Here is a 21,094-nt window from a genome sequence, read left to right as displayed (position 1 = left end):
CCGATCCGGTTTCACCGGGCTGGTACCTCATCGAGATCAACAGGAGTTTCACGTGAAGAGAGTTGCTCAGTTTGCGGCGACAGGCGCCATCGCGGCCCTGGCGCTGACCGCTTGTGGCAGTGCACCGGACGAGACGACCGACAGCGGCGCGACGGCAGCCCTCGGCTCCGACTACCGCCCCTGCATCGTCTCCGACGCCGGTGGCTTCGACGACAAGAGCTTCAACCAGCTGAGCTTCGACGGCCTGGTCCGGGCGTCCGACGAGCTCGGTGCCGAGCACGCCGAGGTCCAGTCCGACTCTGAGACAGACTTCAAGAACAACCTCGAGTCCCTCGTGTCCGAAGGCTGCGAGACGGTTGTCGCGGTCGGCTTCGCGCTCTCCGCCGCGACGGTCGAGTCGGCACTCGCGAACCCGGACATCGACTACGTCCTCGTCGACGACGGCGCAGACAACGACTTCGACGGCGAGAAGGACGCGGCGAACATCAAGCCGCTCCTCTACGACACCGCGCAGGCAGCGTTCCTCGCTGGATACATGGCGGCGGGCTACTCGGAGGCCGGCAAGGTCGGAACGTTCGGCGGACAGCCGTACCCGACAGTGACGATCTTCATGGACGGCTTCAAGCAGGGCGTCGACTACTACAACGAGGTCAAGGGCACCGCGGTCGAGGTCGTCGGCTACTCCGGCGCCGACCAGGGCTCCTTCACGGGTGGCTTCGAGGCCAACGACACCGCTAAGGGCATCGCAGCGGGCATCATCGACCAGGGCGTCGACGTCATCCTCCCCGTCGGTGGACCCATCTACCAGTCGGCCATGGACGCGATCGACGACTCCGGCCGCGACATCGCACTCATCGGCGTCGACGCTGACGTCTTCGTGACGGACCCGAGCACGGAGGACATGATCCTCACCTCGATCCTCAAGGAGATGGACGTGTCGGTCTACGACACCATCATGTCCGCGGGCAGCGGATCCTTCGACTCCGAGCCGTACGTCGGAACCCTCGAGAACGGTGGCGTCGGCCTCGCCGACCTGCACAACTTCGAAGGCAAGGTCGACTCTGCCCTCGTCGAAGAGGTTGACGCGCTCAAGGAATCGATCATCAACGGTGACGTGACAGTCACCTCCTACCTCAACCAGTGACCGTCTGACGCTCTCCCCGTGGAGGACCTGATCCTCAACGGGGAGAGCGTCGTCGTGTCTCCATACATTTCTGCTCGCAAGGATCGCGGTCAATGAAGCTCGAGCTCCGTGGCATCACCAAGCGTTTCGGCGCCTTGGTCGCCAACGACAACATCAACCTCACCATCGAGCCCGGTGAGGTGCACTGCCTCCTCGGTGAGAACGGTGCGGGGAAGTCGACGTTGATGAACGTCCTCTACGGCCTGTACACCGCAGACGAGGGCGACGTCCTCCTCGACGGGGTGGTCCAGCACTTCAACGGCCCCGGCGAAGCGATGGCGGCAGGGATCGGGATGGTGCACCAGCACTTCATGCTCGTCCCTGTCTTCACAGTCGCCGAGAACGTCATGCTCGGCCACGAGCAGACCCGAGGTCTCGGCCGGCTCGACCTCGACAGCGCACGGACGAAGGTCGTCGAGATCGCTGCTCGGTTCGGCTTCCATGTCGACCCCGATGCCGTCGTCGAAGACCTGCCGGTCGGCGTGCAGCAGCGCGTCGAGATCATCAAGGCACTCTCGCGCGACGCAAAGGTCCTCGTGTTCGACGAGCCGACGGCCGTCCTGACACCGCAGGAGACCGATGAGCTCATGGGCATCATGCGCCAGCTCCGCGACGCGGGCACGGCGATCGTCTTCATCACGCACAAGCTTCGTGAGGTCCGCGCGGTCGCTGACCGCATCACGGTCATCCGCCGCGGTGCCGTCGTCGGTGAGGCCGAGCCGACCTCCACCGACGCAGAGCTCGCTGCGCTCATGGTGGGACGCGCTGTCGAGCTCACCGTCCACAAGGACGCGCCGCAGTACAGCAAGGCGGCGCTCGAGGTCGATCACCTGGAGATCACCGACCCCGCAGGCTCGGTCCTCGTCGACGACGTGAGCTTCACTGTGCGCGGCGGCGAGGTCCTCGTCATCGCCGGTGTCCAGGGCAACGGCCAGACCGAGCTCGCTGACGCGCTCCTCGGGCTCGTCCAACCGTCCGGCGGGAGCATCCGGCTCGACGGTGCAGCACTCGACGGCGGGTCGGTCCGCAGCTTCCTCGACGCAGGTGTGGGCTTCGTCCCCGAGGACCGCAACGTCGACGGGCTCGTGGGATCGTTCTCCGTCGCCGAGAACCTCATGCTCGACCGTACCGACGGACCCCCCTTCGTGCGGCACGGCATCCTCCAGCTCAAGGCACGCGACGAGTTCGCGCGTCATGCTGTCGAGGAGTTCGACATCCGCACGCAAGGGATCGACGCGCCTGCCGGCAGGCTCTCCGGTGGAAACCAGCAGAAGGTCGTCTTGGCCCGTGAGCTCTCGCGCGACCTCCGGCTGTTCGTCGCCTCGCAGCCGACGCGCGGCGTCGACGTGGGATCGATCGAGTTCATTCACAAACGTATCGTCGCGACGCGTGACTCGGGCGTGCCCGTCATCGTCGTCGCGACAGAGCTGGACGAGGCGGTCGCTCTCGGCGACCGCATCCTCGTGATGTACCGCGGACGCGTCGTCGGCATCGTGCCGTCGACGACGCCCCGCGACGTGCTCGGCCTGATGATGGCCGGCATCGCACCTGAAGGGATGGACGCGGCATGAGTACGCCGGACGAGCGGAACCAGTATGCCGCCGACGCTGACAACGAGGCCGTGGAGGCGACGCACCAGCCTGCTGACTCCACAGTGACCACGACGCCCGCGCGGGAGAAGAGCGCCCCTCCGCGTGACGACGACGACGAAGCACGGTGGTCCGAGGCCTTCCGACGGATCGTCTCAGGCAACTGGCTCGTGTCTGTCGGAGCGATCGTGCTCGCGATCATCGCCGGCTCGATCATGATCGCCACGACCGACGAGAACGTCCAGGCCGCGGCAAAGTACTTCTTCACCCGGCCCGGAGACACCTTCTCTGCTGTCGGCACCTCCGTCGGAGAAGCCTACGCAGCACTCTTCCGCGGAGCCGTGTGGAACTATCGCGCAGACGGTTTCGTGAGCGGCATCCGTCCGCTGATGAACTCTCTCAACTACGCGACACCGCTCATCGGCGCGGGCCTCGGCCTCGCGCTCGGCTTCCGCGCGGGTCTGTTCAACATCGGTGGACAGGGCCAGATGCTCGTCGCCGCGATCGCTGCAGGCTGGATCGGTTTCGGTCTCGACATGCCGTGGCCGCTGCACATGCTCGTCGCGATGATCGCGGGTATCGCAGCCGGTGCGCTCTGGGCCGGCATCGCCGGTCTCCTCAAGGCCTTCACCGGTGCACACGAGGTGATCGTGACGATCATGCTCAACTACATCGCCTTCTATGCGTTGTCCTACCTCTTGGCGACGCCGGGTCTGCTCCAGGCGGCAGGGTCGTCGAACCCCAAGACCGCGCCGATGAAGGAGTCGGCGATCATGCCGAAGATCCTCGGTGACCAGTTCCCTCTGCACCTCGGCTTCGTCTTCGCGCTCGTCGCAGTGGTGTTCACCTGGTGGCTCTTGCAGCGGTCTCGGGCAGGGTTCGTCTTCCGTGCGGTCGGTGAGAATCCCGAGGCAGCCCGTGTCGCCGGCATCGACGTCCGGCGCACCACGGTCTACGTCATGCTCGTCGTGGGTGGTCTCGTCGGCCTCGCTGGTGCCACCCAGGTGCTCGGCACGGTCACGACGGGCTTCAGCTCCGACATCGACGCCGGCATCGGCTTCGACGCCATCACCGTCGCTCTCCTCGGACGCTCCTCACCGTTCGGCGTGCTCGCTGCCGCCATCCTCTTCGGCGGGTTCAAAGCCGGTGGTGCCGTCATGCAGACATCGCAGGGCATCCCGATCGAGATCGTCTCTGTCGTGCAGTCGCTCATCGTCCTGTTCATCGCGGCCCCGCCCCTCGTGCGTGCCGTGTTCCGCCTCCCGCAGCCTGGCGCGAAGCGCCGCCCGCGTCGTGACAAGAAGGAGGTGGCCGCATGACCGCCGTCCATGCTGCACTGGTCCCCAGCGCAGGGTCGGTCTCCGACCAGCCCAGGCGAGTCGTCGTCACGAGCAACAAGGCACCGATCGCCTTCTCCATCGTCACCGTGCTCATGGTGCTGCTCGTCGCTCTCTCTCCGCGTGAAGGAAAGACCAAGTTCCGCTTCTCCTCGGACGGAGACTTCTTCCAGATCCCCGACATCGCGGTCCCTGGCACGGGAGTCGCCTGGGCCTGCATCGTCGTGCTCGTCGTCCTCACGCTCCTCGCGTTCGTCAGGGTGCGCACGAACAAGCCGGTCCCCGTGCTCGTCTCGGTCCTCTTCGCGGTTCTCGTTCTCGTCGCCTTCCTCTCCTGGGCAGGCGCTGGCTCGCTGCGCGACTTCCCGGTCGTCCGCCTCATCGGCGGTGCTGTGCTCCTCTCCGTGCCGATCGTCTTCGGTGCTCTCGGCGGCGCCATCGGCGAGAAGGCCGGCGTGGTGAACATCGCTATCGAGGGCCAGCTGCTCGCCGGAGCCTTCTGCGCCGCGATCGTCGGGTCGATCACCCACAGCCCGTGGATGGGCCTCGTCGCCGCGATCGCCGCTGGGGCGCTCGTCGCCCTCGTGCTCGGTGTCTTCACGATCACGTACCGCGTCAACCAGGTGATCGTCGGTGTGGTCCTCAACGTGCTCGTCGTCGGGCTCACAGGATTCCTCTACTCCCAGGTGCTCGTCCCACAGGCGTCCACGCTCAACAGGACGACCCGGTTCCCGACGGTCCACATCCCGTTCCTCGCGGACATCCCGATCATCGGCCCGGCGCTGTTCGACCAGTCGATCCTCGTCTACCTCATGTACGTCACCGTCCCGGCCGTCTGGTTCGCGATGTACCGGACCCGGTGGGGTCTGCGCGTCCGCGCGGTGGGAGAGCACCCGAAGGCCGCAGACACGGTCGGTATCAAGGTCCAGCTCGTCCGCTACCGCGCCCTCGTCATCGCTGGCGCGATCGTCGGCGTCGGCGGTGCTTTCTACACGGTCGTCTCGGTGTCGTCGTTCGGCAAGGGCATGACCGCAGGCGCAGGGTACATCGCGCTCGCTGCGGTGATCTTCGGCAAGTGGGACCCTGTCCGTGCAGCGCTGGCGGCGCTCCTCTTCGGCTTCGCGTCCAACCTCGAGGGTGCGCTGAGCATCGTCGGAGCGCCCGTCCCCAGCCAGTTCATGCTCATGCTCCCGTACGTCGTGACCCTGCTCGCTGTCGCGGGCCTCGTCGGACGCTCGCGGGCACCCGGTGCGTCCGGCCTGCCCTACGTGAAGGAGTGACCATGGCTGACACCTCACAGGGACCTCCGCAGGGACTCAGCGACGGGGCGCCGGTCGAGATCGACTGGTCGGCCTTGCGGACCGCCGCGCGAGAGATCATGACTCGCGCGTACGCGCCCTACTCACACTTCCCCGTGGGCGCAGCAGCGCTCGTCGACGACGGCCGTGTGGTCGTCGGGTGCAATGTCGAGAACGCCGCCTACGGCGTCGTCCTCTGCGCTGAGTGCGGACTCGTGTCGTCGCTCGCGGCGACAGGGGGCGGTCGCCTCGTGGCGTTCACCTGCGTCGACGGCCACGGAAACACCCTCATGCCGTGCGGGCGGTGCCGCCAGCTCCTCTGGGAGCACGGTGGCCCGAACCTGCAGGTGGAGACGACGCGCGGTATCCGACCCATGAGCGAGGTGCTGCCCGACGCCTTCGGCCCGGACGACCTCGTCGAGCGAGCCTGAACGATGAGGACGAGACGATGAGCGACATGACGAGCAAGCACACCACCAACCGGGCCGAGGCCTTCGACGCGGTCGACGTGATCCGCGTCAAGCGTGACCACGGCACCCTGACCCCGGAGCAGATCGACTGGGTCATCGACGCGTACACCCGTGGTGTCGTCGCCGAAGAACAGATGGCCGCGCTCAACATGGCGATCCTGCTCAACGGGATGGACCGCGCCGAGATCGCGCGCTGGACCTCAGCGATGATCGCCTCGGGCGAGCGGATGGACTTCTCGTCGTTGTCCAAGCCGACGTCGGACAAGCACTCGACCGGTGGTGTCGGTGACAAGATCACGCTGCCGCTCGCTCCGCTCGTCGCCGTGTTCGGGGTCGCTGTCCCGCAGCTCTCGGGCCGTGGGCTCGGGCACACCGGCGGGACCCTCGACAAGCTCGAGTCGATCCCGGGCTGGCGCGCCGCGCTGAGCAACGCCGAGATGATGGCTCAGCTCGAGAGCGTCGGCGCAGTCATCTGCCAGGCAGGCTCCGGGCTCGCGCCCGCCGACCGCAAGCTCTACGCGCTGCGCGACGTCACGGGCACCGTCGAGGCGATCCCCCTCATCGCGTCGTCGATCATGAGCAAGAAGATCGCCGAGGGAACCGGCGCGCTGGTGCTCGACGTCAAGGTCGGTTCTGGCGCCTTCATGAAGGACGAGGCGCAGGCCCGCGAGCTCGCACGGACGATGGTCGACCTCGGCACCGACGCAGGCGTCCGCACGGTCGCCCTCATCACGGACATGTCGACACCGCTCGGGCTCACCGCAGGCAACGCCCTCGAGGTCCGTGAGTCCGTCGAGGTCCTCGCTGGCGGCGGACCGGCCGACGTCGTCGAGCTGACCGTCGCGCTGGCGGTCGAGATGCTTGCTGCTGCAGGCCGTGAGATCGGTGCGGACGAGGTGCGTTCAGCGCTGGGCGACGGCCGCGCCATGGACCGCTGGCGCGCGATGATCTCCGCCCAGGGCGGAGACGTCGACGCGCCGCTGCCTGTCGCGACCGAGTCCGAGCAGATCCTCGCCGAGTCCGACGGCGTCCTCGCGACGCTCGACGCGATGGACGTCGGGGTCGCCGCATGGCGCCTCGGTGCAGGCCGAGCCCGCAAGGAAGACATGGTGCAGGCAGGCGCAGGCGTCGAGATCCACGCTCGCCCTGGTGACCGGGTCGTCAAGGGACAGCCACTCCTCACGCTCCACACGGACACCCCTGAGCGGTTCGCTCGGGCGCTCGAGTCCGCGCGCTCGGCCGTGACGATCAGCGACGGGCCCGTGGTTCCTCGTGACATCGTCCTGGCTCGCGTGGACTGACATGTCCGACGATCGCCGACCACGCTCGGTGTACAGCCACGGCGACGAGCCTGACATCCGCTTCTCGCTCGCCAACGAGCGCACGGCGCTCGCGTGGGTGCGCACCGGGCTGGGGCTCGTCGCAGGTGGAGTGGCGCTGACGTCGTTCGCGACGTTCGCCGAGCTGCCCCTCGTCCTCGACCTCATCGCGGCGATCGCCTGCCTCGCGGGCGCAGCGCTCGCTCTGTACGCGATGCACACGTGGCGCCGCAACGAGCTGGCTCTGCGAACGGGTACCCCGTTGCCTGCGCCGACGGCGCTCCCGGCCCTCGTCGCAGGCGTCGTGGTCATGGCTCTGTTCCTCTCCGTGTACGCCGTGTCGTCGGCCTTCTAGGGGCGTTCGATGAACGCCGTCCCGGACGACGCAGCCTCGTCGGCACCGCTCCCGCCGGGCGCCCAGCACGAGCGCACCGCGCTCGCCTGGCAGCGCACCCTCATGTCGGCAGCCCTGGGCGGGATCCTCCTCACCCTGACGGCTATCCGGACCGACGCCACGCTCATCGGTGGCGCCTCCGGTGCGCTCGTCGTCTACGTCGCGTGGCGGCTCGGGCACCGCGGTCCCGCGCACGAGCTGCGTGGCGGGCGCCGCACAGCGATCTCCGACGGGCTCGTGCGCATCGTCGGGGTCGTCGTCGCGCTGGCGCTGCTCGGAGCGGCGATGGCGCTCGTGCACGCCACCTCAGGGACCCGCTGAGGAGAGTCGGCCTGATGCTGCAGCCTCCGGCGGTACCGTTGACCTATGACGTCTCAGCTCCCCATCTCAACACTGCCCAAGGTCCTCCTGCACGACCACCTCGACGGTGGCCTGCGGCCCCAGACCCTCATCGATCTCTCGCTCGAGATCGGTCACGAGCTGCCTGCGACGACCGCTGACGCTCTCGCAGAGTGGTTCGTCGATGCAGCGAGCTCAGGTTCTCTCGTGCGCTATCTCGAGACCTTCGACCACACGATCGCCGTCATGCAGACGGCCGAGGCCCTCCAGCGGGTCGCCCGCGAGGCCGTCCTCGACCTCGCCGCCGACGGCGTCGTCTACGCCGAGCAGCGCTGGGCGCCCGAGCAGCACCTCACCGGTGGCCTCACGCTGCAAGAGACGGTCGACGCCGTCCAGGCGGGGCTCGACGAAGGCGTCGCGCTCGCCGCCGAGCGCGGCCAGGACATCCGCGTCGGGCAGCTCCTCACAGCCATGCGGCACGCTGACCGCTGGGAAGAGATCGTCGAGCTCTCGCTCGCGAACCGCGACCGCGGCGTCGTCGGATTCGACATCGCCGGCGCGGAGAACGGCTTCCTGCCCTCACGGTTCCCGGGCACGTGGCGAACCCTCAACGACGCGTCGTTCCCCGTGACCATCCACGCGGGCGAGGCCGCCGGTGTCGACTCGATCGCCGAAGCCGTGCACCTCGGCCAGGCGAGCCGCATCGGCCACGGCGTGCGCATCGTGGAAGACATCGAGGACCTCGGCACGGACAGCCCGGTGTTCGGGCGCCTCGCCCACTGGATCCGGGACAACCAGATCCCGCTCGAGCTCTGCCCCTCGTCGAACCTCCAGACCGGAGCAGCCGTCTCGATCGCTGAGCACCCGATCTCGCGTCTGCGCGACCTCGACTTCGCTGTCACGATCAACACCGACAACCGGCTCATGTCGGGAACCTCGATGACTCGTGAGATGACCCTCCTCGTCGACGAGGCAGGATGGACGCTCGACGACCTGCGGGACGCGACGCTCGCTGCCGCCTGGAGCGCGTTCATCCACCACGACGAGCGCCACGCGCTCGGCGAGCGGATCATCGAGGCCTTCGCCGCGCACGCCGCGCTCTGAGCAGAACCACCCCCTCGGCGTGCGGTGACCTGCACGCCCTACCCAGCATGCCCCGACCGATGGAGAAGAACATGAGCCACACCACCATGGATGCTGACGAGCTGGCTCAGCTCGTCGACCACACGCTGCTCAAGCCCGAAGCGACCTCCGCGCAGGTCGCCGCGCTCGCGGAGGAGGCGACCCAGCTGGGGACCTACTCCATCTGCGTGTCTCCCTCGATGCTCCCGCTGGCGCTGCCGGCCGGAAGCAGCGTGAAGATCGCCACGGTCTGCGGTTTCCCGTCCGGTGCGCACACGAGCGAGGCCAAGGCGTCCGAGGCAGCGCAGGCGGTCGCGTCTGGTGCGCACGAGGTCGACATGGTCATCAACCTCGGTGCGGTCAAGGCCGGCAGCTGGGCGTACGTGGAAGGCGACATCGCCGCCGTCCGTGGCGCAGCGCCGAGCCCGATCGTCCTCAAGGTGATCATCGAGTCTGCTGCACTGACCGACGAGGAGATCGTCTCTGCGTGCCAGGCCGCCGAGTCCGCAGGTGCAGACTTCGTCAAGACGTCGACAGGCTTCCACCCCGCCGGAGGCGCCAGCGTGCACGCCGTGGCGCTCATGGCACGAACCGTCGGGGACCGGCTGGGCGTCAAGGCCAGCGGTGGCGTCCGGACGGCGTCAGACGCGCTCGCGATGGTCGCCGCCGGCGCCACACGGCTCGGACTGTCCGGTACGGCAGCCGTCTTGGCAGGCCTGGACGGTCTCGACACGGCGGAGCTCTTGGGCGGTGGCGGACGCAGTGACGGCGAGACACCGGCCGGTCCCGGGGACGTCAAGGTCAGTGACGGCGCCTACTGAGGCGGCGCGTACGGAGGAGATCTGGTGACGTCCACACCCTCGAGCCCGGTACCTCCGAAGAAGGAACGGCCTGTCACCCGGGTGACGGTGGTCCGCACCGAGCGGATCGCCGCGCACATGGTGCGTCTCGTCTTGACCGGAGAGGCGCTCGCGAGGCTCGACCCGACCGAGTTCACCGACCGATACGTCAAGCTGCAGTTCGCTCCTGAGATCGAGGGGCAGCGTGCCCGGTTGCGGACGTACACGGTCCGTACCTGGGACACGGTTCGGGGTGAGATCACGATCGACTTCGTCGTGCACGGCGACGAGGGGATCGCCGGGCCGTGGGCTGCCCGGGCGACGCCGGGGGACGAGATCTCCTTCGTCGGTCCCGGTGGTGCGTACGCACCGGCGCTCGACGTTCCGTGGTACCTGTTCATCGGTGACGAGAGTGCTCTGCCAGCGATAGCGGCAGCGCTCGAGGCTCTTCCGGCGGGTGCGCGCGCGAAGGCGTTCGTCGAGGTCGCGACGACCGCGGACGAGGTCCCGCTGAGGACGCCCGCGGAGGCCGTCGACGGTGATCTCGTCACGTGGGTGCACAGGGACGCCAGCCTGCCCGGCGCAGGGACAGAGCCGGGGATCGTCGAGAGCGTGTCGGCGTGGGAGCTCCCCGCCGGTGTCCCGGACGTCTTTCTTCACGGTGACGCCGGGATGGTCCGTGATCTCCGACGGCACCTGCGCGTCGAGCGCGCAGTCCCTGCGGCACGCCTGTCGGCTTCTGGGTACTGGCGGCGGGGGCGCAGCGAAGAGACGTGGCGCAGTGAGAAGAGTGCCTGGAAGGCTGCGGTCGAAGCGGACGAGGCAGGCTCCGCCGGCTGACCGGCTGACCGGCGGGTCTCTGGTCGGCCTGAGGCACGGGGGCAGCACGCCCTCCCTGAGGTGGCGTGCCTCAGGGAGGGCGCCTGCTAGACCTCGAGCGCGGCAGACATGTCGGCGCGGACCGCGTCGAGGCGGGCTCGTGCCGTGTGCCGTGCGGACGCGACCTGCTCGTCGGTCGCGGTCGTTTCGAGAGGCACGATCACCTCGAGGTAGCACTTGACCTTCGGTTCTGTCCCGCTCGGACGCACGATGACCCGGGTGCCGTCCTCCGCGACCAGGCGCAGACCGTCCGTCGGGGGGAGGAGCGCACTTCCCTCGGCCAGGTCGACGATCTCCGTCACCGGTGAGCCTGCGAGGGTGGTGGGCGGCGCTTCGCGCAGCCGGGCCATCGTCTCAGGGATCCTCGCGAGGTTGGCGAAGCGCAGCGACAGCTGGTCGGTGAGGTGCAGGCCGTGGATGCGTGCCAGCCGGTCCAGCTCGTCGACGAGCGTGCGTCCACGGGCCTTGAGCCGGTCGGCAAGCTGCACGAGGAGCAGCGCGGCGCTCAGCCCGTCCTTGTCACGGACGGAACCTGGGTCGACGCAGTACCCGAGGGCTTCCTCATAGCCGAAGACCAGGCCGTCGACCCGCGAGATCCACTTGAAGCCGGTCAGCGTCGACGCGTACTGCAGCCCGTGAGACTCGGCGATCCGCGCGAGAAGGCGCGACGACACGATCGAGCTCGCGAGGAACGCGCCCGGGGTGTTCGCGGCCTCGGCAGCGACCAGCTCACCGAGGAGCGCACCGACCTCGTCGCCGTGGAGCATCCGCCACCCCTCAGCACGCGCGGTGTCGCTGCCGGAGTTCTTCTTGAGATCCTGGGCGGCACGCGGGTCCCGGACAGCGATCGCGCAGCGGTCCGCGTCGGGATCGTTCGCGACGACGAGATCAGCGTCGAGCGTCTGGGCGTAGGCGAGGGCCAGGTCGATCGCACCAGGCTCCTCGGGGTTGGGGAACGCGACCGTCGAGAAGTCCGGGTCCGGCTCTGCCTGCTCAGGGACGAGCACGAGCTCGCGGTACCCGGCGGTGTGCAGCACGCTCTGGAGGACGGCGCCGCCGACACCGTGCAGCGGGGTCGCGACGATCGACAGGTTGCGCGGAGCGGCATCGTCCGCGAGCCGGCCGACAGACGCGAGATAGTCGGTGAGCAGGTCTGGTCCGACGACCGTCCACCCGTCGGTGGAGCGCGGGACCGACGCCACGGAGTCCACGGCCGAGATGCGCTCGGCGATCTGAGCGTCGAACGGAGGCACGATCTGGGCTCCCCGGCCGGAGCCGACGACCACGCGTCCGCCCAGGTACACCTTGTAGCCGTTGTCGGCCGGAGGGTTGTGGCTCGCAGTCACCATGACGCCCGCGTCGGCGGAGAGGTGCCGCACAGCGAACGCCAGGACAGGTGTCGGCAGCGCATGGTCGAGCAGCAGGGCCTCGATCCCGGCAGCCGTGAGCACCGCAGCGGTGTCGATCGCGAACGCGTGCGAGTTGTGCCGTGCGTCGTAGCCGATCGCGACGCGAGGCACGGCGTCCTCGTCGCCGGTCACGGTGCGGACCTCGGTGAGGAGGTACGCAGCCAGGCCGGCTGCAGCGCGGATGACGACTGCGCGGTTCATCCGGTTCGGGCCGGCCGCCATCGCGCCCCGCAGCCCTGCTGTGCCGAACTGGAGCAACCCCGAGAACCTGTCCTCGAGCTCGAGGAACGCCTGGGCGCGCGGTTCGTCGAGCTCGTCGTCTGGCGACCCCGCGGTATGCAGGAGCGTGGTCAGGTCGGCGCGGGTCTTCTCGTCGGGGTCGTCAGCGATCCACCGTTCTGCCTGCTCGATCAGCTGGTGCAGGTTGTGCGTGCTCATCTCATACCCTCTTCGTGATCTCGGCCAGGAGCGCGCTGATGCGCGGACCAGCGGCCTGTCCAGCCTCGATGACCTCAGCGTGCGAGAGCGGCACCGGGCTGATGCCCGCAGCGAGGTTCGTCACGAGCGAGATCCCGAGGATCTCCATGCCCGCGTGTCGTGCAGCGATCGCCTCGAGCGTCGTCGACATCCCGACGAGGTCTCCACCGAGACGTCCAGCCATCCGGACCTCGGCAGGGGTCTCGTAGTGCGGGCCGGGGAACTGGACGTAGACGCCCTCGGCCAGGGAGGGGTCGACCTCGCGGGCCACCGCGCGCAACCGCGCTGCGTAGAGGTCCGTGAGGTCGACGAACGTCGCGCCCTCGAGCGGCGAGGTCGCTGTGAGGTTGATGTGGTCGGAGATGAGGACCGGCGTGCCCGGTGCCCAGTCGGTGTTGAGGCCACCGCAGCCGTTGGTGAGGATCGCGGTCCGCACACCCGTGGCGGCGGCCGTACGCATCCCGTGCACGACGGCCCGCACGCCCTTGCCCTCGTACAGGTGCGTGCGCGAGCCGAGCACGAGAGCGTGCTTGCCGGTCGCCTCGATCTTGATCGAGCGCAGCGTCCCGACGTGCCCGGCGACAGCGGGCTTGCTGAAGCCCGGGACCTCGTCGCTCGACAGCTCGGCGACGGTTTCGCCGAGGAGGTCGGCCGCCCCGCCCCAGCCAGAACCGAGGACGAGAGCGATGTCGTGGGAGGCGACGCCCGTCGCGCGGGCGATGTGTGCCGCGGCGTCGCGGGCGAGGTCGAACGGGTCGACGGTGTCGTGAGAGGTGGAGAAGGTTGTCATGACACGAGGCTATCTGGGTCTAGGGCCGTCCACGAGCACGCGCGCCCCGGAGACCGACGGTACGGAAGATGATGCTCCGGGGCGTTCCTGGGATACTTGGCCCGTGACTGAGACCCAGACCCCGCCGCCCGTCCCCAGCCCCGCCGGACCGACCCCCACCCAGGACCTCCAGGCGACCCGCATCGTCATCCTCGGAGGTGGCCCGGGAGGCTACGAAGCAGCGCTCGTCGCCCGGCGCCTCGGCGCCGACGTCACCGTCGTCGAACGCCAGGGCCTCGGCGGCGCGGCCGTGCTCACCGACGTCGTCCCCTCCAAGACGCTCATCGCGACAGCGGAGTGGATGGCCGTCGCACGGACGGCCTCCGAGCTCGGCATCCGCACGGTCGATGCAGACGGTGACGCCGCCCATCGTCTCGTCGTCGACCTCGCAGCCGTGAACACCCGGGTCATGGCGCTCGCTGCGGCGCAGTCCGCCGACATCCGTGCCCGGCTCGAGCGCGAGAACATCACGATGCTCATCGGTGACGGTCGCCTCGACGGGCCGTCGCGCGTCGTCGTGACCCCCGAGGGGACGGGAGCCGACGAGATCGTGCTCGACGCCGACGTCGTCCTCGTCGCGACCGGTGCGACGCCCCGGGTGCTCCCCGATGCCCAGCCCGACGGCGTGCGCATCCTCACCTGGACCCAGCTCTACCGTCTCGATGCCCTGCCGACCAAGCTCGTCGTCGTCGGGTCAGGCGTCACCGGAGCGGAGTTCGCCGGGGCCTACAACGCTCTCGGGTGCGAGGTGGTCCTCGTGTCCAGCCGCGACCGCGTCCTGCCGGGCGAAGACGCCGATGCGGCAAACCTCATCGAGGACGTCTTCCGTTCGCGCGGGATGACAGTCATGTCCCGCCAGCGCGCCGAGGCTGCCCGGGTCGTCGGCGAGGGCGAGGACGCCCACGTCGAGGTCGTCCTGTCCGACGGCACCGTCGTCACCGGATCGCACGTCCTCATGGCTGTGGGATCGATCCCCAGCACCCGCGGGATCGGCCTCGAGGAGGCCGGCGTCCGCCTCACGGAGTCCGGCCACGTCGAGGTCGACAAGGTCTCCCGCACCAGCGTCCGCGGCATCTACGCAGCAGGTGACTGCACCGGGATCTTCCCGCTCGCGTCCGTCGCCGCCATGCAGGGCAGGGTCGCGATGTCCCACGCGCTCGGCGACGCCGTCCAGCCGCTCAAGCTCCGGACGGTCGCGGCGAACATCTTCACCGCGCCAGAGATCGCGACCGTCGGCTACAGCGAGAAGGCGCTGCGCGAGCAGAGCTCGAAGTACTCGGTGACGATCCTGCCGCTCAACCGCAACCCGCGCGCGAAGATGCTCGGCATCCGGGAAGGCTTCGTCAAGATGTTCGCCCACCCTGAGGCGGGCGTCGTGCTCGGCGGGGTCGTCGTCGCGCCGCGTGCGAGCGAGCTGATCTTTCCGATCACGCTCGCTGTCGCGCACCGCCTCACGGTCGACGACGTGGCCGAGGCCTTCACCGTCTACCCGTCGCTCTCCGGATCGATCGCCGAGGTCGCGCGGATGGGGCACCACCGGATCGGGTAGCCCGAGAACGGGGTGACTACCGCAAGCGGACGTCGCCGACGGTCGCCGAGGCGTGCACCGCACCGTCGCGCACGGCGAGCGCCGTGAGCGTGATGCCGTCGACCTGTGCGGCGACCGCGTCCCGGACCCCGATCGCGAGGACCGGCTCGCCCGTCCCCTTGCGGATCTCGACGAGCCCGTCGGGCAGTCCTTCGGTGGTGAGCGCCCGGTTGATCGGGCCGACGAGGTAGTTGAGGAGCTTGTGCGCAGGGAGGGCGCGAGCCTGTGCCGACACCTCGAACGTCGCGACCGCTCCGTCGAACGCGAGGAACCGCAGTGCGACGCTCACGGTTCCGAGAGCGCTCGCGGCCAGGCGCAGCGCGGTGGGTGGGTCAGGTACGGCCCTCAGGTCGATCTCGGCGTGGATGGTCGATCCGTCGGCGACGACGGACCGCAGGACGGTGGGCAGGGGCCCGCGGGCGAGCGCGAGCGAGAGGGCTTCGGACACAGAGACGACGAGCTGCATGGTGGTCCTCGGTTCGACGGGTGCGTGCGGGGCGGGCCGCGTGCTGGGCGGTCAGGGAGGTCAGGGGGCGACGCTGATCGTCGCGACGATCGGTCGGTGGTCGGAGACGGAGGTCGCGATGACCTCGACGTCGCTGAAGGAGACGTCGGAGCCGTAGACCCAGTCGATGCGCGAGTCTGGCGACGTGCTGGGGAAGGTGAGCGCTGTCGGCTGGCCGGCCTCGTCCTGCGCGCTCACGAGGCCTGAGCGTTCGAGGAGACGCGTCTCGGCCCATCCTGGTTCCGCGTTGAGGTCGCCGGCGAGCACATAGGCACCCTCGACGGGCTCGGCGGCGAGGAGGGTCTCCAGCTGGTCGATGCGGGTGGGGGTGTTCTGCACCCGGTGCTGGAGATGGACGGAGGTGACCCGCAGCGCGGTGCCGTCGATGTCGAACGTCGCGGAGACTGCGGAGCGCTTCTGCGGTCCCATCCCGAAGGGGAGCCCGGTCTGCTCGACGTCCGACACGTCACCGAGGTGGGGCTTCCAGAGGATGGCGTTCCCGAACTGCTGGTCGGCTGCCGGGGAGTACACGTAGTCCATCCCGAGCTGGTCTGCGAGGTACGCAGCCATGTCTGCGCCGCCTCCCATGATCCATCCGCGCGAGACCTCCTGGAGGGTGACGAGGTCAGCCCCTGAGGCGTCGATCACCTGGACGATCGCGTCGAGGTCGACACCGGGCTCCGCGTTGACGCCGTAGTGGACGTTCCAGTCGAGGAGCCTGACGCTCGTGGGGTCCTCGTCTGCGGCCTCTGCCGCGGACGAGGGCACGGCTGCCACGACGGTCCCGACGACCGCGAGGAGGCCGACGAGCGCGGCGACGGGACGGACCGTGCCGTGGGTGAGCGGCTGGGCGACGACGCTGATCTCGTCTTGCAGCGCGCGGGCGAGGCGTCGGGCACGCAATCCCATGACGGCGAGGATCAGCGCGACGAGCACGGGCACGAGAGCGTTCGGCACACCGAGAGGCACCTCGTAGTCGAGCTGGTAGACGAGGAGCGGCAGGATGACGCCGAGCCCGGCGCACGACGCGCTCCCGCCTAGGCGCAGCGCTGTCTGCCGGTGGACCGGGCGGGTGAGCGCCTGAGCGAGCGCGACGGTGGCGCTCGTGCCGAGGAGGACGACACAGACGAGGACGAGCACCGACACCGCCGGGGACGCTGCTCCGGGCCAGTCGCGCGCGAAGAACAGCCCGACCGGGGCAAGGACGAGAACGGCGACGAGCGCTCCGTCGAACCGGCCGGGGATGGCGGAGACGTCGACGAGCGAACGGGTCATGAGGGTCGTGACGCCGACCGTCGTGATGACGATCGTCAGCCCGGCGAACGCCAGGTGGGCTCCCGACTGGGAGGCGATGAACGCAGGGTTCGCGAAGGTCGACACGGCGAGCGAGAGGAACGGCCCGAGGACCCACAGCCCGCGCACGGCCGGGGCCGCGGGCAGCGCGCGCAACCGCCATGCGAGGACGAGCGACGTGAGCGCGAGGACGACCGGGACCGCCCACCCGACGGGACCGGTCCGCCACACGGCGTCCCACGTCGCCAGGAGCAGGTTGAGTGCCGCGGAGCCCAGAGCACCTCCCGCGACGGCCACCGCGACAGCCGTCCCGGAGACGCGTCCGACGACCGACGCGGCGACGAGGACGACGGCGAGCGACAGCGCGACGGTCGCGAGGGTGATCCCGTAGCGCAACGGGCCGTCGAGCGCCTGGGAGGCGAGCCTGCCCACCGCGAGGGCCGTCACCCCGAGCAGGAGGACGCGCCCGTCGAGGGGCCGGCGTGCGGCCAGGACGAGCACGAAGACACCAGCGGCGACGAAGGTCCCGAGGGCTGTGATCGCTGCTGTCGCCAGGCCGGACGAGAACGCCAGGTCGATGAGCGGTCCGCTCGTGCGGACGAGCTCCAGACAGGTCGCGGTGAGGACTGCGAGCAGTGCGACGGACGCGCCGACCGCTCCGGGCGTGACCGGGCGGTCCTCGAGAGCAGGGTGGGCGACCATAGGGTGACGCTACCCTGCTACTCCTCGAAGAGCGCCTGTCCGACGAACACGCCGTCCGTCCCACCGGTGGTCGAGCCCGTGGGGACTCCCGCGGGGACCGCCCAGAGTCCTGAGCCCGTGTGCCGCAGGTACTCGCTCATGAGGTCGTCGCGCGCGAGGGTGTTCTGCACGGGGATGTACTGAGTGGCGGGGTTGCGGACGTAGGCGATGAAGAAGAGCCCGGCGTCGAGCCTGCCGAGGCCGTCCGAGCCGTCGGTGTAGTTGTAGCCGCGGCGGAGCATGCGTGCACCGCCGTTGGCGTCCGGGTGCGCGAGCGCGACGTGCGAGGCCGGGTCGATGAGCGGTTCGTCGCCGCGACCTGTGAGAGCGAAGTCGGGCTCGGTGAACTCGTCCCCGCCAGAGAGCGGCGCACCGGTGTGCTTGGTCCGGCCGACGATCGTCTCCTGCTCGCGCAGCGAGGACCTGTCCCAGGTCTCGATCGTCATGCGGATGCGTCGCGCGACGAGGTAGGAGCCGCCGGTCAGCCAGGCGGAGTCGTGCTCGTCGGTGCTCGTCGCGTCCTCGGGCTGGACCCAGACCTGGTCCTCGACCGCCTGGGTCTCTTCGGACTTGATGTTCGACGTGCCGTCCTTGAACCCGAAGAGGTTGCGCGGCGTCACCTGCTGGGTGGAGGTCGACGAGGTGCGGCCGTAGCCGAGCTGGCTCCATCGCACAGAGGCCTTGCCGAAACCGATCCGGGCAAGGTTGCGGATCGCGTGGACAGCCACCTGGGGGTCGTCGGCACACGCCTGAACGGCGATGTCGCCCCCGCACCGGGCGTCTTCGAGCGCGTCCGCGGGGAAGTGGGGCAGGTCGACGAGGAGGTCGGGCTTGCGGTGCGCGATGCCGAAGCGGTCCTCGCCTCCCGCGTCGGTGAAGAGGGACGGCCCGAACCCGAAGGTGAGGGTCAGCCCGGACGCGCTGAGGTCTTCTGCCTCGCCGGTGTCGTCCGGGGGAGCGTCGTACGGGCCGGACGTCGTGCCGAGCTCGCCGGCGGGCTCGCCGCGCGTCATGCGGCGGGCTGCGTCGGTCCAGTCGCGCAAGAGCTCGACGAGCTCCTCGCGCGAGTCGGTGACGATGTCGAACGCGGCGAAGTGGACGCGGTCCTGAGCAGGCGTCGTGATGCCCGCCTGGTGGGCCCCGGTGAACTCGTAGACGTCGCTCGCCGCCGCGGCGGTCGGGTTCTCCGTCGCGCGCGCCGTGGCGAAGCCGCCTGCTGCACCGGCGCCGATGGCGGCGATCCCGGCGCCGGCGAGGCCGAGCAGCCCCCGCCGCGTGACTTGTGGTGCCCGAGCGGGCTCGGGGGGAGCGGTCACAGGACGACCGCGGCCGTGAGGCGGGAGAGCGGCTCGCCCAGAGCGTTCACGGCGTCGGCCAGCTCGCGGACCTCCGTGGTGCTGAGGTCGGTGTAGAGCCGGAAGCCGTCACCGTCGCGCTGGGCGTCGAGCAGGCCCTGGATGGTCTCGAACTGGGCGTCGAGCTCGCCGGCGAGGTCGGCGTCCTGGGCGAGGACGACGTCGCGGAGGCCGTCATAGGCGACCTTGGCGCCGTCGACGTTCGCCTGGAAGTCCCAGAGGTCCGTGTGCGACCAGATCTCTTCCTCGCCGGTGACCTTGCCGGTCGCGACCTCGTCGAGGAGGCTCTTCGCTCCGTTGCCGATGGTCGCAGCGTCGATGAGCTCGGCGAACTCGGTCGTGTGCACCCGGTCGTCGAGCTCCTGGGTGTCTGCAAGGAGCTGGTCTGCGTACTGCGTGCGCTCCGCGTCCGTGAGCGGCACGTACACGGCCCCGCCGTCGGCCTCGGGCGTGGGCTGCCAGAGGTCCTTCTCGAGCAGGTGCCACCCGGTCCACTCCTGGCCCTCTTCGAGGTCTGCCTGGCGCAGGTCCATCCGAGGGTCGAGGTCACCGAACGACTCGGCGACAGGCTCGATGCGCTCCCAGTGGACGCGCGTCGAGGCGTAGAGCTCGCGGGCGGTCTCGTCGTCGCCGCTCTGGTATGCCGCGACGAACGCCTCGGTCCCGGTGAGCAGCTGCTCGCTCTGGTCCTTGACGTACGCGACGTAGTTCGTCGTCGCGGCCTCGATCTGGTCGGCGAGCTCGCCTGTCGGTGCCACGTCGGTGCCGGAGTCGGTGACGGTGAACTCGGAGCGGATGCCGTCGCCCACCATGCCGGGCTTGCACGCGGTGATGTAGCTGCCCGGCTTGGCGACGAGCACCAGGTCGCGCGTGAGGCCAGGGCCGATGTTCTCGATCTCGGAGACGATGCGCAGGCCGTCCTCGGCGAGGAGGTAGAACTCGGTGACGTCGTCCCCGGTGTTCGTCACGGAGAAGACGACGTTGCCCGAGGGCGCCTCGCTGGCGGAGAGCGAGCAGGCGTCGGCCGACGAGTCGACCGTCAGGCGGGCGTTGTCGGTCTCCGTGCTCGGAGCGCTCTCGTTGCTCGTGCACGCCGCGAGGGGAGCGAGGAGGACGAGGGCCCCGAGGGCCGCGACGGTGTGGCGTGCAGGACGGACAGGTCCGAGGGTGCGGCTCATGGGGTACCTCCGGTGGTGACGTCGACGGCCGGGACCGTAGACGAGGGTGCAGCAGGCGCAGCGCCGGCTGAGGACACGGTGCGTGGACGGGCAGAGCGCACGGAACGGATGAAGAAGAAGAGCACGGGGACGACATAGAGGACCCAGGCGATCGCCTGGAGCCACGTGGTCACCGGAGTGAAGTTGACGACGCCCTTGAGGAGGGTCGCGTACCAGCTGGTCGGGGGGATCTGCGCAGACACGTCGAAGGCCAGGGCACCGAGCCCGGGAAGGATCGAGGCCTCCTGGAGGTCGTGGATGCCGTACGCGAGCACTCCACCAGCGACGATGATGAGGAAGGCGCCGGTCCAGGCGAAGAAGACCCGCAGGTCGAGGCGGACCGCGCCCTTGTACATGGCCCAGCCGAGCACGACAGCGAGGGCGAGGCCGAGCACGGCGCCGAGCAACGGCTGCGTGGTCGCTCCGGTGGCCTGGGCGCCTGCCCAGAGGAAGAGCGCCGTCTCGAGGCCTTCACGTCCGACGGCGAGGAGCGCCATGAGCAGGACGGCCCACCGGCCTGCGACGACGGCGTCGTCGAGCCGTGCGTGGAGGTTCGACTTGAGATGGCGGGCGGTGCGTGCCATCCAGAAGATCATCCACGTGATGAGACCGACGGCGACGATCGAGAGCGTGCCGCCGATCGCTTCTTGCGCCTCGAAGGTCAGCCCTCGGGGACCGAAGGTCAGCGCTGCGCCGAAGGCGAGCGACACGATCACCGCAGTTGCGACGCCGGCCCAGAGCTGGGGGAGCAGGTCACGGCGCTGGGTCTTGACGAGGTACGCCACAAGGATGCCGACGACGAGAGCGGCTTCGAGGCCCTCGCGGAGGCCGATGAGGAAGTTCGCAAGCACGGCGCCGACCTTTCGTCGCTCGAACATAGGTTTGGCTAGCCTTATGACCGCCGTGAGAAA

Annotated in this window: 19 protein-coding genes; 12 read left to right on the top strand and 7 right to left on the bottom strand. The window is 69.4% G+C overall.

What is annotated here, in order from left to right; translation table 11 throughout:
* Positions 1-52: 52 nt before the first annotated feature.
* The 11 genes from ATL42_RS07995 (at position 53) to ATL42_RS07945 (ending at position 10,730) form a co-directional block, all read left to right on the top strand.
* A complete protein-coding gene (locus tag ATL42_RS07995; protein WP_098454894.1) occupies positions 53-1,144 on the top strand; it encodes a BMP family lipoprotein in 1,092 nt (363 codons plus the stop codon).
* A 92-nt stretch (positions 1,145-1,236) separates the two neighbouring features.
* A complete protein-coding gene (locus tag ATL42_RS07990; RefSeq protein WP_098454893.1) occupies positions 1,237-2,754 on the top strand; it encodes an ABC transporter ATP-binding protein in 1,518 nt (505 codons plus the stop codon).
* Positions 2,751-4,091 (top strand): ABC transporter permease, encoded by a 1,341-nt coding sequence (locus ATL42_RS07985; RefSeq protein WP_098454892.1) that lies wholly within the window; start codon positions 2,751-2,753, stop codon positions 4,089-4,091. Before ATL42_RS07990 ends, ATL42_RS07985 begins: the two co-directional genes overlap by 4 nt.
* The gene (locus ATL42_RS07980; protein WP_098454891.1) at positions 4,088-5,389 is read left to right on the top strand and encodes an ABC transporter permease; all 1,302 of its coding nucleotides are present in this window, start codon (positions 4,088-4,090) and stop codon (positions 5,387-5,389) included. The genes ATL42_RS07985 and ATL42_RS07980 overlap by 4 nt, the downstream gene beginning before the upstream one ends.
* A 2-nt stretch (positions 5,390-5,391) precedes the next feature.
* Positions 5,392-5,838: a cytidine deaminase gene (locus ATL42_RS07975; RefSeq protein WP_098454890.1), complete on the top strand. Its 447-nt coding sequence runs from the start codon at positions 5,392-5,394 to the stop codon at positions 5,836-5,838.
* 26 nt (positions 5,839-5,864) lie between these two features.
* Positions 5,865-7,178, top strand: a complete 1,314-nt coding sequence (locus ATL42_RS07970) for a thymidine phosphorylase (RefSeq protein WP_098456433.1) — start codon at positions 5,865-5,867, stop codon at positions 7,176-7,178.
* Position 7,179: 1 nt separating this feature from the next.
* Positions 7,180-7,551 carry a YidH family protein gene (locus tag ATL42_RS07965; protein ID WP_098454889.1) on the top strand — a complete coding sequence of 124 codons (372 nt, stop codon included), beginning with the start codon at positions 7,180-7,182 and terminating at the stop codon, positions 7,549-7,551.
* A gap of 9 nt (positions 7,552-7,560) precedes the next feature.
* A complete protein-coding gene (locus tag ATL42_RS07960; RefSeq protein WP_098454888.1) occupies positions 7,561-7,911 on the top strand; it encodes a DUF202 domain-containing protein in 351 nt (116 codons plus the stop codon).
* A 45-nt stretch (positions 7,912-7,956) separates the two neighbouring features.
* Positions 7,957-9,033, top strand: coding sequence for an adenosine deaminase (locus ATL42_RS07955; RefSeq protein ID WP_098454887.1), 1,077 nt, complete (start codon positions 7,957-7,959; stop codon positions 9,031-9,033).
* Positions 9,034-9,104: 71 nt separating this feature from the next.
* Positions 9,105-9,872, top strand: a complete 768-nt coding sequence (deoC, locus tag ATL42_RS07950) for a deoxyribose-phosphate aldolase (protein WP_098456432.1) — start codon at positions 9,105-9,107, stop codon at positions 9,870-9,872.
* Positions 9,873-9,896: 24 nt separating this feature from the next.
* Positions 9,897-10,730, top strand: a complete 834-nt coding sequence (locus ATL42_RS07945) for a siderophore-interacting protein (RefSeq protein ID WP_245862297.1) — start codon at positions 9,897-9,899, stop codon at positions 10,728-10,730.
* A gap of 86 nt (positions 10,731-10,816) precedes the next feature.
* Here ATL42_RS07945 and ATL42_RS07940 read toward each other — a convergent pair whose 3' ends face one another.
* Together ATL42_RS07940 and ATL42_RS07935 are read right to left on the bottom strand one after the other, a co-directional pair.
* Positions 10,817-12,616 (bottom strand): phospho-sugar mutase, encoded by a 1,800-nt coding sequence (locus ATL42_RS07940; protein ID WP_098454886.1) that lies wholly within the window; start codon positions 12,614-12,616, stop codon positions 10,817-10,819.
* Between the two features lies 1 nt (position 12,617).
* Positions 12,618-13,445, bottom strand: coding sequence for a purine-nucleoside phosphorylase (locus ATL42_RS07935; RefSeq protein ID WP_098454885.1), 828 nt, complete (start codon positions 13,443-13,445; stop codon positions 12,618-12,620).
* Between the two features lie 103 nt (positions 13,446-13,548).
* On the opposite strand from ATL42_RS07935, the gene ATL42_RS07930 reads away from it, so the two are divergent.
* The gene (locus ATL42_RS07930; protein WP_098454884.1) at positions 13,549-15,033 is read left to right on the top strand and encodes an NAD(P)H-quinone dehydrogenase; all 1,485 of its coding nucleotides are present in this window, start codon (positions 13,549-13,551) and stop codon (positions 15,031-15,033) included.
* A 16-nt stretch (positions 15,034-15,049) separates the two neighbouring features.
* Here ATL42_RS07930 and ATL42_RS07925 read toward each other — a convergent pair whose 3' ends face one another.
* The 5 genes from ATL42_RS07925 to efeU are packed head-to-tail and all read right to left on the bottom strand — an operon-like array spanning position 15,050 to position 21,034.
* Positions 15,050-15,538: a hypothetical protein gene (locus ATL42_RS07925; protein ID WP_098454883.1), complete on the bottom strand. Its 489-nt coding sequence runs from the start codon at positions 15,536-15,538 to the stop codon at positions 15,050-15,052.
* 60 nt (positions 15,539-15,598) lie between these two features.
* A complete protein-coding gene (locus tag ATL42_RS07920; protein WP_098454882.1) occupies positions 15,599-17,572 on the bottom strand; it encodes an endonuclease/exonuclease/phosphatase family protein in 1,974 nt (657 codons plus the stop codon).
* 17 nt (positions 17,573-17,589) lie between these two features.
* Positions 17,590-18,927: an iron uptake transporter deferrochelatase/peroxidase subunit gene (gene efeB, locus ATL42_RS07915; RefSeq protein ID WP_098454881.1), complete on the bottom strand. Its 1,338-nt coding sequence runs from the start codon at positions 18,925-18,927 to the stop codon at positions 17,590-17,592.
* On the bottom strand, positions 18,924-20,144 hold the full coding sequence (gene efeO, locus ATL42_RS07910; protein ID WP_098454880.1) for an iron uptake system protein EfeO: 1,221 nt from the start codon (positions 20,142-20,144) through the stop codon (positions 18,924-18,926). The genes efeB and efeO overlap by 4 nt, the downstream gene beginning before the upstream one ends.
* On the bottom strand, positions 20,141-21,034 hold the full coding sequence (efeU, locus tag ATL42_RS07905) for an iron uptake transporter permease EfeU (protein ID WP_098456430.1): 894 nt from the start codon (positions 21,032-21,034) through the stop codon (positions 20,141-20,143). Before efeU ends, efeO begins: the two co-directional genes overlap by 4 nt.
* Between the last annotated feature and the right edge of the window lie 60 nt (positions 21,035-21,094).

This window comes from Sanguibacter antarcticus, from assembly GCF_002564005.1.
In the GTDB taxonomy this organism is placed as follows: Bacteria; Actinomycetota; Actinomycetes; order Actinomycetales; family Cellulomonadaceae; genus Sanguibacter; species Sanguibacter antarcticus.
This window is presented reverse-complemented; position numbering and strand designations above follow the sequence as displayed.